The 12,275-nt window shown below is 40.7% G+C and carries 7 protein-coding genes; 2 read left to right on the top strand and 5 right to left on the bottom strand.

Features of this window, described 5'->3' with window-relative positions; genetic code table 11:
* Complete coding sequence (locus R2S08_RS26360; protein WP_316837924.1) at positions 1-552, bottom strand: GNAT family N-acetyltransferase; 552 nt, start codon at positions 550-552, stop codon at positions 1-3.
* Positions 553-655: 103 nt separating this feature from the next.
* Between R2S08_RS26360 and R2S08_RS26355 the strand changes: the two genes are divergently transcribed.
* Positions 656-2,089 (top strand): PLP-dependent aminotransferase family protein, encoded by a 1,434-nt coding sequence (locus R2S08_RS26355; protein ID WP_316837923.1) that lies wholly within the window; start codon positions 656-658, stop codon positions 2,087-2,089.
* On the opposite strand, the gene R2S08_RS26350 is transcribed toward R2S08_RS26355, so the two are convergent.
* The 3 genes from R2S08_RS26350 to R2S08_RS26340 are packed head-to-tail and all read right to left on the bottom strand — an operon-like array spanning position 2,049 to position 6,723.
* Entirely contained in the window at positions 2,049-2,963 is a 915-nt protein-coding gene (locus R2S08_RS26350; RefSeq protein WP_316837922.1) for an AraC family transcriptional regulator, read from the bottom strand. The two genes, R2S08_RS26355 and R2S08_RS26350, sit on opposite strands and share 41 nt — an antisense overlap.
* A complete protein-coding gene (locus tag R2S08_RS26345; RefSeq protein WP_316837921.1) occupies positions 2,960-4,582 on the bottom strand; it encodes a sulfatase in 1,623 nt (540 codons plus the stop codon). Before R2S08_RS26345 ends, R2S08_RS26350 begins: the two co-directional genes overlap by 4 nt.
* A complete protein-coding gene (locus R2S08_RS26340) occupies positions 4,582-6,723 on the bottom strand; it encodes an alpha-galactosidase (RefSeq protein WP_316837920.1) in 2,142 nt (713 codons plus the stop codon). Before R2S08_RS26340 ends, R2S08_RS26345 begins: the two co-directional genes overlap by 1 nt.
* A gap of 282 nt (positions 6,724-7,005) precedes the next feature.
* Between R2S08_RS26340 and R2S08_RS26335 the strand changes: the two genes are divergently transcribed.
* On the top strand, positions 7,006-8,307 hold the full coding sequence (locus R2S08_RS26335) for a hypothetical protein (protein WP_316837919.1): 1,302 nt from the start codon (positions 7,006-7,008) through the stop codon (positions 8,305-8,307).
* 54 nt (positions 8,308-8,361) lie between these two features.
* On the opposite strand, the gene R2S08_RS26330 is transcribed toward R2S08_RS26335, so the two are convergent.
* A complete protein-coding gene (locus tag R2S08_RS26330) occupies positions 8,362-12,222 on the bottom strand; it encodes a TIM-barrel domain-containing protein (protein WP_316837918.1) in 3,861 nt (1,286 codons plus the stop codon).
* Positions 12,223-12,275: the final 53 nt, after the last annotated feature.

Below are 12,275 nucleotides of genomic sequence, written 5' to 3'. Positions count from 1 at the left end.
TTAAAATTCCCACACTACAACGCTCCAGGGTTCCTGTCCATCGTGATAGGACCCTGCAATTTGAAAACCCATCTTCTGATGGGTTTTTAATGAATTCACATTTCTTTCAGAGATTTCGGTTACACAGAGCTGATAGCTTTCCGGAATCCTCTTGCGGGTTTCATTATACAATTTGCGCAGTAAACCCTGTCCTCTGAACTCTGCAGCTACACAGACCTGCCCGCCAACCATATATTCATATTCACCCAGTAGTTTTCCTTTAAAAGCAGTTTTCTCAAACTCTTCAAACATAGGCACCAGGCTTGGTAAGATGTTTTTCATTCCACTGGTCATGGCCAGGTTATAGCCCACCACTTTTCCGTCGTAAAGCGCAATGATCTGCGGAATCTCAGCAGCCATTGTTTTTAACCGCTCCAGGCTGTGTTCTGCAAATACAAAGCCTTGCTGTACCTGTTGTTCCGGGCTCAAAGAAGTATATAAATTTTGTTGCTGTAAGTCCAGGATCTGTTCAAAATGAAGGTCTGTAACTGCGGTTTCAAAAACGATTTCCATTGGTATTCTTTTTATGCTGATCTAATATCTTCAAATGTCTTACATTTATATTTTAGAGTACAGATACAGTTTTACTTGTTTTAACCATAACAGTTTACAGAAGATGAAGCTTTCGGCCGTAAAAGAGAACTATTTATATGAACAGATTGCAGACGATCTCAGCCGGCAGATCCTTGGGGGAATGCTGGTCAGAGGAGATAAAATTCCGTCCGTGCGGAGCATCTGCAGTTTACATAAGGTGAGTATGAGTACCGCATTGCAGGCTTATTACGTATTGGAAAGCCGTGGATTAATCCGTTCTATGCCCAAGTCTGGCTACTATGTAAGTTACGTGAAAACTTTTCCTGGCTTGCCCAGTCAGAGCAGGCCTTCTCTGCAAACAGGGAATGAGGATAATTCGGACCTGGTGAGCAAGGTCTATGGTGAGATCAGTTCCGGAACGATGATGCTCTCTTTGGGTTGTCCTTCTCCGGAACTCCTGCCTTTGGCCAAATTAAACAAGGTGATGACGCAAACTCTGCGCACTTTTCCAGATTCAGGAACCAGCTATGAACATGTGCAGGGCAATGTAAAGCTTCGGCGGCAAATTGCCCGTCGCTCTTCCATCTGGGGCGGGCAGCTCACCGAAGACGATGTGTTGACCACCTCCGGCTGTAATAATGCCATGACTTTATGTTTACTGGCTTTAACACAGCGTGGCGATACGATTGCTGTAGAAAGCCCGGTTTATTTTGGAATTCTCCAATTGGCCAAGAGTCTGGGTTTACATGTACTGGAACTTCCTACACATCCCGAAAGCGGGGTAGAAATGGAAGCCTTAACGGATGCATTGCGGAAACACCGGATAAAATTGTGTTTGCTGATCAGCAACTTCAGCAACCCAATGGGCGGTACTATGCCTGCCGAGCATAAAAAGGAAGTGGTCCGGCTGATGGAATTTTATAACATTCCCCTGATTGAAAATGACATGTACGGAGATTTGTATTTCGGGAGCCAGCGGCCAGGTAATTGTAAAGCTTACGATGAGAGTGGCCTTGTATTGCTGTGTAATTCTCTGTCTAAAACCCTGGCACCTGGCTACCGGGTGGGCTGGGTTACACCCGGCAAATTTGCAGAACAGATCAGGCGGGTAAAATTTGCAACCTCCATCTCAAATGCAACAATTACGCATGAGGTTGTGGCTACTTTTCTGGAAAAGGGCAGGTACGAGAGTTATCTCAAAACCTTAAGGAATGTGCTGCACAGCAACAGCCTTCATTATATGGATGCCATTATGAAGTATTTTCCAGAGGGAACCAGGGTGAGTCGCCCTAAAGGGGGCTTTATGCTTTGGGTGGAACTGGATCCATCTGTAAATACAGCGACCCTGTACGAACAAACCATTAAACGCAAAGTCAGTTTAGCGCCTGGGAGGATGTTTACTTTGCAGAATCAATATAACAATTGCATGAGGTTGAGTTATGGCCTCAGCTGGAACAAAGAGGTGGAAGACGCGATCAGAATGATTGGGAAACTGGGTCGGAGTCTGTCTGACTGATATTGGTATAGAAATCTATATACGCACTTGGCGTGTATCCGGTAACACTTTTAAACACCTGGTTAAAATTACTTATACTGTTGAACCCCGCTTTATAAGCAATATTTGAGATTCCATCAGATTTATGTCTCAACAATAAATTCTTTCGGGCATCATTAATTCTTACTTCATTTAAAAATGAAACAAAAGTATGACCGGTATGCTTTTTAAAATACCTGCAAAAGGATTGCCGGGTCATAAATCCGATATTCGCGGCATCTTCTAAAGTGATCGGTTGATCATAGTTTTCTGTAATGAAACTGATGATCCGGCTCAGTCTTAATCCTTCACCCTCTGAAACATCTGTCGAGTAAGTTGCTGAGCACAAAGGTTCAATATTTTCGCCAAGTCCCTGCAGGTGATTTATAAAATTTAAAAAGCTAAAAAGCGCATCAGGCCCGTTGGTTTGGTGAAGGTCAAGCATAGTCGCCGCAATTTTCCTTCCATATCTTTTAGGAACTTTAAAACCATGTTTGTTTCGCAACAAGAACAGGCTTGCGGTCTTCATCTCCGGCAAAGAAAAAAGGGGAGCCAGAATTCCGGACGGGTTGAAATAAATAGAACAAGCTTCTACTCTTAGCTCACTATCTGGAAGAAAATACTCCGGATTACTTTTAAACAAATGAGGCAGTTTGGCTCCGATCACGAAAATATCACCAGGACAGAATTGATGCATATCGTTTCCAGCAATAAGCGTACCCTCACCACTTTGTATACAGGTAACCTGCCACTCGTCATGCCGATGAAGATACCGGTAAAAATGAGGCAACGATATTTGCTCGGAAATCACGCTTTTGTCATCCGGAACAAGTATTGTAAATGGCAGGGCTTTCATTTCAGTGCGGTTGTTGCTTTTTTAATTCTGGATAAGTCCTGGAAATCACTATCGTTTACCCATTCCCAATTTAACGTTTTATCTTTAATTATATATCTCTCGTAAAAATTTACACTGGTTTTATCCGCATATGGATATTGATCAAAAAGATATCCCTTGCCAAACATTCTCGGGTCTCCCTGTTTTTTGAGCTCTGTCAGGAGGTGATCTGATAATTTTTTAGAAAGTGCTTTATATTTTTTGTCATTTATCAGGTTATTTAAGCAAGCAGGATCTTTTTTGAAATTGTAGAGTTCCTCTGTTTTACGTTTACCGAAATTCCACAACCAATACTTAAAATCTGCGGTCTTACTGTATACCATATTTAAACAAACTGTCTTAGTAGGGCCACCATCACAATTTAAATACCCGGTTTCCGGATTCCCCACTGGCCAGCGATCTGTTTTGAAATTTCTAAGATAGAGCAGACTATCCTGAAAAATTCCACGGATTGGATAACCTTCGTCATTTGGTCTGCCTACATCATGACGTTCTTTGCCCACCAGAACATAGTTTCTGCGCAGGTCTACCTGGCCGTTTTTAGGGCTTGTAAAAATATCTGTAATGCTTTTTCCTGTAACAGGTTGCATGGTGTTTGTTTTGTGGGTCAATCCTGCCAGTTCCAGGAATGTTGGCACAAAATCAATATTACTAATCATATCGTTAATCGTACGTCCGGGATGTGAAATGCCATCGGCCCACATCATAGCCAGAGGCAGATGATTGGAATATTCATATTCCTGCCCCTTTACTCTTGGAAAAGGCATTCCATTGTCAGAAGTTACGATAATCAGCGTATTGTTCAATTCACCTGTTTCCTCCAATAGTTTCAACATTTTCCCCAATTGCTTGTCAAAATATTCAATTTCAAAAGCATAATCAAGCAGATCTGACTTTACCGAGTCTACTTTAGGCCAAAAAGGATAAACATCTTTGTCAGGTACATCAGATATCCTTTTTCCACCCTTAACAATTCCGGAATTAAACTCATAACCCCGGTGAGGCTCCAGCCCACCATACCAAAAGAAGAAAGGTTCTCCTTTTTTATTTTTCAGAAACTGTTCAAAATTAGCAGCGTAATCAATATTACTTATGAATTTAGTTGGAGGTACTGTTTTGAGTTCATTGTAAGCTTTTACAAGAAGTTGTCGGGGAGATCCGTCTTGATTTTTAGCAACAACAGGCGCACAACCTTTACCTGTAAAACCAACATCATACCCGTTTTGCGACAAAACCTCTGCAACAGTTACAAACTTCGACGGAAAATAAGACAAATGATTACCTGCCTCTTCCAGTTGCCAGGAATTACGACCCGTAAGGATACAGGAACGAGATGGCGAACATTTGGCATTCGGTGTATATGCATTTTTAAAAAGGAGTCCATTTTTAGCAATACGATCAAAATTTGGTGTTTTTACCCAGGTACAACCATAAGCACCCATATGGCTAAAGGTTACATCATCCATAATGGCAAACAGGATATTAGGACGTTTCTTTACCTGGCTAAATTTTTTCTGGACAGTAAAAGCACAAAATAAAATGGCCGGAGCGCTCAATAGAACCAACAGGAGCTTTTTCATTATTTAACTGCAGTTATCTTTAACACCACACTGGTTCTTCTGGCACTAACCAAAGGGTTAAATCCAATCTTCATCAGGAAATCTCCCGAATAAACTTTTGTACTATCAATAGACGCTGTAGTTCCTGGATAAAGATTGATTTCTTCTATTTTATAATTCTGATCCGGAGACAGTCCTTTTAATGGAATAGGTAAATCTATTAAAGTACTATAGGTGGTTTCCATATGGTAATTAAAAACAATGGCCTGATCTTTAGCCGGATTTACATAGGCCATTGATGCCACCTTGTTCTCGTATGGATTCTGTAGTCTGTACTGATCTCCGTGCCATATGATTTCTTTAAAGCCATCATAGGTTTTAACAGCGTTCTGGGCAAATAAAAGATCCTTTGGAGACAATTCATTCACTTTAACATCAAAACCTAATTTACCCATCATCGCTACATCAGTTTTAAACTTCAGCGGTTGTTTACCCATGTCTGTAATGTGGTTGTCTATCGCTATAGAAGGAAAATAGTAAGAATACTCCCATTGAATAAAAATGCGGTCAAAAGGATTCGTGTTGTCACTTGGCCAAAATTCCGTAAAATACTTTAAGGCCGCATAATCTACTCTAGAGCCACCACCAGCACACAGCATCATCGGCGTTGCAGGATGTTTTGCCCTAATTCGTTCCAACACATTGTTTAATCCTCTTACATATTCAATATAGAAATGATCCTGATTCTTAAGGAAAGGAGAATGCGCATTATATGTCAGAGAATTACAATCCCATTTAATAAAAGATAAACCCGGAACCTCTTTGAAGATCTCATCAACAGTCTCGTAAATAAAATCCTGTACTTTAGGATTGGTCAAATCCAAAACCAACTGATTGCGCATATAATATTCTTTACGCCCCGGTTCTCTTATGATCCAATCCGGATGTTTTTCATAAAGCTCGCTTTTTGGGTTGACCATTTCAGGCTCTATCCAGATCCCAAATTTTACACCCTTAGCCGTTGCTTCTTCTCCAACCGAGCTGATGCCATTTTTTAATTTTTGCTTGTTGTATTGCCAATCACCCAGGCCAGAGCTGGCGCCATTGCGTGGATATTTGTTTCCGAACCAGCCATCATCCAGTAAGAATACATCAACACCCAGTTTTTTAGTGTCCTGGATCAGTGCTTTTAACTTTTCATCGTCAAAATCGAAATAAGTAGTTTCCCAATTGTTCAGCAGGGTAGAACGCTGGCCCTGACCATCCAGGAGCTGATATGTTCTGGCCCAGTTCTGCAGGTTCCGGCTGGCAAGGCCCTTACCCTTTGAAGAGTAGGTATAGACAAAACGAGGTGTACTGAATTTCTCACCCTGCTTTAGCGTATAGTTTGATGCAAAATTGTTGATGCCTGAAGTAATGCGCAGATAATATTCATCAAATGTCTCAAATTCTATTTTAAAGTTCCCTGTCCACTCCAATGAACCGGCAATAACTTCCCCTTCATCCTCGTCAGCAGGTTTATTTAAAGAAACCATAAAGGAAGAGGAATGAAGTAAATTGGCACGTGTACCCAGTTTACTGTCCAAAGTTCTGATACCATGTAGCAATTCCTGTTCTTCGCTCCGCATTTCTGTGCCCCAGCCACTGTGATGGCTTTTTAAGAAAAACTTCTTTCCCGCCAGGGTCAGGTTTGCTGAAGCGTATTTATTCAACACGATACTGCCTTTCTCCTGGTTCGAAATTTCAGCCCATTGCTCAATCACATCTTCCTGTTCATAGGTCATGTAATGGAGTACAACCTCCAGGTTATAATGGACGTCTTTTAAAACGATAGAGGTTAAAGTCTGGTTATCATTGATCTTTTTAACCTGATGGTTAATATAACTCAATACGACAGATTTGTCACCATTATAATGGGTCACAGACAAAGCCGGCTCCAGTAAATTCAAAGAACCAGAAGCAATGTAAGCCTCCCGCTTGTTATACAGCTCATCACTGCCCGGTTTATGTTTGTCCAGGCTGTTTATTTCTGCGTATTCTCTAGTATTGGCCAGTTTTTTCCCTAAATAGCAAGATAATAAAGAATTGTCCTGATCAGTTTGCAGGATCAGAGCGTTGTTTTTAGTCGTAATTTCGATGGTTTGCTGTGCGAAAACTCCCATTCTTAAAAATATGGAAAAAATTAGGGTTAGTATAATAGATCTAAAGTTCATTAAATAAATATGCTTATTGATTTTTTAATAACTGGTCGGATTTTACCCTTATTGAGTGAGATATTATCCTGGTTTAATTTGGTGTACAGTAATTCCCAGAGATGTTAACTTTTCATAGGATTAGTTGTAAATTTATCTCGAAAACAATAAATAACACCATAACCGTGCATACAAAAGAGGAAGCAGTATTTTGTATGTTTAAGCCGTTAATAAACACATACATAACCTCTAATGGATAGCAATTCTGTACAGCCTGTAAATCAGTTTTTTTTTGACGCCCTGGATGCCTGCTGTCAGAAGATTATAGAAAAAATGGGAGATAAGCCCATCACAGAATGGAGAAGTGCAGATTATAATTCTTTAAGCTCCAGATTGGGTAAACAAACCAAAGTTTATCTGAGCGAGAACACCTTGAAAAGAATATTTGGCCGCTTAAAAACCTCTCAACGTTATTTTCCACAAAAAGCAACCAGAGATGCGCTTGCACAGTTTGTTGGCTATAGAGACTGGCAGGAATTTGAGAAGATTTACCAGGCCTCAAAACCACAACAAACAAAACCAGTTGATCCCGGACAGGATGAAGAAATCAATTTACAGGTTCCTAAGAAAAAAAAGAAGCCTTATTATTTGATAGGGCTGCTATCAGTGATACTGATAACCACCATTTGCGGTGTGGTTTTCTGGGAAAGGGAATATACTATTCCTGATGTTAACCTGATCTGCGAAAATCCATATGGAAGTGTTCCCCATACAGCAGTTTTTAAACTAAGCTCTAAAACAAACTTTGATAAAAATAAGGAGTTCCAGGTTGACTTTTTAGATGAGGCGCAAAGAACTGATATTAACGGCGACCGTAAGATCACCAAATTTTTTAGAAACCCAGGCGTGGTGTACGCCACATTGCTATATCATAATAAACCAATAGATACGACTTCAGTTTTTCTGTTGACCAAAGGATGGGTAGCAAATTCTGGTAATGACACTTCAAGAGCCTTTCCGATTGCTGGATTGAAGCCCCTAAACCCCAAAAATATCTATGTTTCACCGAAGCAGCTGGACTCTGCGGGCCTGGACATGACCAAACCCTTTTTAATAGGGTTCAGCAATGTAAAACGCTCAAATATCAGCGGAGATAATTTTTCTTTTTCCTGCAAAGTTTTTGCCGAGCAAAGTCGGCCGGGTATTCAGTGTGTGGAAACTACCATTATAATTCTGGGCGAAAAACACCGCCATTTGTTAAAGCTATACAGGCAAAGTTGTATTGCTTTTTCGGAGTACAAGTTTTCAGAAAACAGACATACTGGTTCAGAACAATTTTTAGGTGATCTTGCTTTTAATCCGGAACACGGTGGAACTGTATCTATTCAAATAGAAAATAAAAAGGTTTCTGTGATCCTGAATGATAAAAAGGTACTCTCCACCAAATACGAGAGATCAATCGGGAAAATTATGGGGATCAAGATTTTATTCAACGGAATTGGAAAAATCATCTCACCAGAATTAAAGGACCTTAAAACAGGAGAAGTTTTTTAAAAAAAAAGCTGCCAATATCCATTAAAGATATTGGCAGCGATGAATTGCCTGATGCTAAAAGCTTACAGTATTCAGATTCTTATCTACCAAAATACCATCTAAAGCCTTCAGGTCAAATTTAAGTTTACGTTTGGCTTTGAATTTAAGGATAAAGAGATCCAAACTACCACTTAAGGCTTCCTTATCACCCAAGTTCACAAAAGTTGGATACAAGGCTTTAATGCCATTGGTATGTAACCTGTCGTAAGTCAGGTTCTCCATCTGTTTCGTATGTAAAGTCTGCACACCAACAAACTCATAATCCTGTGGGTTATACGGTAAGGCGAAACTCAACGCATTTACAGATTTAAGGTTATTGCCTTTTACGGTAATTTCAATGACTTCGTCTTTATTATAGTTCTCTTTCGCCGTGCTGATTTCCAGTGAACCAGCTACTTTTTCAATTTTGCTGTCATTGACCCCACCGTCAATTTTAGTAGCCACAAGCGAGATGTCATAAGCATCAATCAAATTGTTCTTATTGATATCACCATTGCTGATATAACCTTCAAAATCCGCATCACCTTTTCTTAAACCGGTGTAATTGGTATAAGAGGTCAAATCATTCCTGTCTATCAGACGATCGTTATTGATGTCTCCAGGAAGGTAACTCTCTGTACCAGGAACCTTGAACACATACAATTCCCTGCCTGAACCAAAGTCACCCACGGCTTCAGCAACAGATACCTTAATGAAACGGGCAGAAGGATGACTGGCAAAATCGAATACTTTAACCGCATCCGTATTTGCCCATTCAAATGCACCAGCATCCGTCCAGGTTTCTCTGTCATTGCTATAGTATACTTTACCTTTCAGCAGCGTACCATTTCCTCTTCCTGAACGGGGGAGGTATTGGAATTTATCCAGTTGATTGATCGTTCTGAGGTCCATAACCACGTCAAAAGGAACTGCCTTTGTACCCCATTTGGTATGCCAGATATTGCCCTCATCAAAGTCAAATAACTTATCAATTTCAGCTTCTTCCTGATCCTGTGCAGTCGATTGTGCAAGAATATCATGGATCGCAAATTGGAGCGGGTTGGATTTCGTTGTTGTTTTAAATTCAGTCCAGTCGGAATGACCATCTTTGTTTACCGCTCTCAACTTGAAAGCATATGGCGTTTCTGCAGTCAAACCATCAAATAACAGCGTGGTGTCCTTGATCGTTGTATAATGCATGCCATTGAAATCTATTTCATAGAAATCAGCATGATCCACTTTTGACCAGGTCGGTTTTAACGTATAAGCCTCCCTGTTTTTGTCTGAAACCTCAGCATGGAGCGGACTGCTCAACTTACCCGACGATACCCGTTGCGTTTGTAGAGGTTCATATCTAAATCCCCCAATCGTAGCCACAACTGAATTTACAGAAATGTCTGTTGCCCCTAGTTTGATCAGCACCTGCGGATTTCTCAGAATCTTCACTTTTTCAAATGCAGTTCCCTTAGTGGCAAACTGATTAAAGTTTGGAGCCGCATCGTAGAAATATACATTCTGTTTGTCTAAGAATTCCTTCATGGAATGTACTTTAACCAGATTGACGGTATTCTTACCCACCTTTGCAGAAACATTTTTAGGCTCTTGCGATACATTGACCCTAAGTTCAGTTGCCTTGTTCTTAACAAAACCATTGAAATTACCTTTTGCAGGGTGAATGGTAATCGTTGCGCTGTTGTTTTTTACTTCCGATTCGATGAAGCTGGAGCTCGCTTTACCCGATTTATATTGTTCGGTGGTTCCATCATCATCATATTCGGTAAACGAACTTTTTCCTGAAGGATAAAGTTCATAGATCCGGATGCCTTTATTGATCTCAGATACATTATTGTTCGGATTGGCCAGCGGAATGATTGCCCCGTTTTTAACGAATATTGGCAATTTCCAAAGGGGTGCTTCAAAGTTGTTCAGGATGCAATTCCCGGTATATTTTTCTCCGGAGAAATAATCAATCCATATACCTTCAGGAAGATATATTCCATTTCGGATGTCATTGCCTTTATCATCAGATTTAGTAGCCTGATAGATCGGTGCAATTAAGAAATTAGGACCATACATAAACTGATACTGCGTTGCAGGCCCCTGGGTATAGGCATTTGGATGTTCCAGGAACATGGCCCTGATGATCGGCAAACCATTAACCGCTTCTCTGGCAATGCTATAGGTATAAGGTATAAGTTCAGATTTTAGCTTCAGATAATTCCGGTTAATCGAAGTAACCGGTTCGCCCAAAGCCTGAGGATATTTTTCATTTGCACCCCAGCCATCCATGTTCAATTGCATTGGCGTAAAGGTTTTCCACTGAAAATCTCTGGTATTGACGATCTGGTTTTTACCGCCGAATATGCCATCCACATCAGAGGTGATATTGGGTTGCCCCGATAAACCAGAACCTAAATAAGTAGGGATGTGGAAGCGGATATATTCCCAGACACCACCAGTCTGATCGCCAGACCAAACCCCTGCATAACGTTGCGTACCGGCCCAGCCATCTAAGGAGATGATGAACGGCCGGCTGTCATTGCCATATTTAGTCATGATCTGAGCTACATCCGAAACCCCGTTAAGGCCAAAGGAATAACCTTCACCTACCCAGGCCACATCTGTTTTCAATACGCGCACACCGGCATCTTTTACTTCTTTCAGGATATCCCTTTGCAGTAAAGCACTCACTCCAGCTTTGGGATGAAGGTCAGATTGTGTCCATAAACCGATCTCCACTCCATTTTTGCGGGCATAATCGCCTAAACTCTTCAGATTTTGAATATTCCCGTCTAAAGTGGTGGTTTGTCCATATCCTGCACCATAACCATCATTTGGAAGCAACCAACCAAATGGCATATCGTTCCTTTTGTACCGGTCAATCACGGCACGGGCAGAAAACTGGTAATTGTTTTTCTCCCCATTTAAAGATTCCTTAATTCCTCCGTTATCCTTCTGGCTTTCTTTGTAGCGTTTACCGTCTTCAAACAAATTTCCTTTGTCATCAGCTTTCCAGAAATCCCGGTTATAAGCATTTAAATGCCCCTCATAAAAACCAAATTTAGGCAGCAATATTGGATTTCCCGTCAACTGATAAAAGTGATTTAAAAGTGCAGACGCTCCATTGCCAACCATGAAAAAAACATCCAGGTAATTGGTTTCATGCATCAATTTGACCTGTCCCTTTTCTTTGGCGCCAAAGTCATATTTTCCTTTTTTAAAAGTATGCCATAAGATTCCGTAACCCTTTGAAGACCAGTAGTAGGGGGTAGGAGAAGCTACTCCACCATCTGTCCAGCTGTTTTGATTTTCAATAGAGATCGCTTTTCCCTTATGGGAGAAACGCCCGTTCTGTACACCACCACCATAAAAATACTCTTGTGGATCTTCTTTTAAGCTTAGCCCTACCTCGGATTTTTCAAAACGAACAGGAGCTGTTTCTTCAAGAACCAGGGCCTGAGTGCCCAGGTTTACGACTTTGAATAAGGTGGTGTTTTTGTCAATTTGGATGGATATCTTATCAGTAGTGATCGTAATCAGGTTGTTTTCATCCGTAATATTTAATTTTGCCACCTGTCTTCTTGGGTTTGCAACCAGGATTTTAGCCTCCGGTTTGGCCTCCGGATCTCTCATCTGGCCACCCGAATTGTCCTGAAAAAGCCTGAAAATCTGATCGCTGTAGAAATCAAAAGTTAAATGTTGCTGATCAGAGAACAATACATCAATCGTCGTCGGATTGATCTTTTTTGCGCTAATAATTTTATGATCCTTTTGCAGAACCTGTTGAATTGTACTTGGTTTTTGTACAGCAATTGCTGGAGCATAGGCAGTCAGCACTGTAAAAGCTATGGTTAGTAAAGCTTTGTGTGGAGGTTTAGGATTCCAAAATGTTTTCATCGTGATTGTGGTAACAGTAATTACAGCCAATATAGAGTTATCTATTTTCGAAA

Origin of the sequence: Pedobacter nutrimenti (assembly GCF_032678445.1) — a bacterium.
GTDB classification, from domain to species: domain Bacteria; phylum Bacteroidota; class Bacteroidia; order Sphingobacteriales; family Sphingobacteriaceae; genus Pedobacter; species Pedobacter nutrimenti_A.
The sequence above is the reverse complement of the archived record's forward strand: the minus strand, read 5'-3'. Positions and strand labels throughout refer to the sequence as shown.

Excerpts from the sequence above, each read along its gene's own strand:
- R2S08_RS26360 (WP_316837924.1), bottom strand. The coding sequence starts at position 552 with ATGGAAATCGTTTTTGAAACCGCAGTTACAGACCTTCATTTTGAACAG.
- R2S08_RS26355 (WP_316837923.1), top strand. The coding sequence starts at position 656 with ATGAAGCTTTCGGCCGTAAAAGAGAACTATTTATATGAACAGATTGCA.
- R2S08_RS26350 (WP_316837922.1), bottom strand. The coding sequence starts at position 2,963 with ATGAAAGCCCTGCCATTTACAATACTTGTTCCGGATGACAAAAGCGTG.
- R2S08_RS26345 (WP_316837921.1), bottom strand. The coding sequence starts at position 4,582 with ATGAAAAAGCTCCTGTTGGTTCTATTGAGCGCTCCGGCCATTTTATTT.
- R2S08_RS26340 (WP_316837920.1), bottom strand. The coding sequence starts at position 6,723 with ATGGGAGTTTTCGCACAGCAAACCATCGAAATTACGACTAAAAACAAC.
- R2S08_RS26335 (WP_316837919.1), top strand. The coding sequence starts at position 7,006 with ATGGATAGCAATTCTGTACAGCCTGTAAATCAGTTTTTTTTTGACGCC.
- R2S08_RS26330 (WP_316837918.1), bottom strand. The coding sequence starts at position 12,222 with ATGAAAACATTTTGGAATCCTAAACCTCCACACAAAGCTTTACTAACC.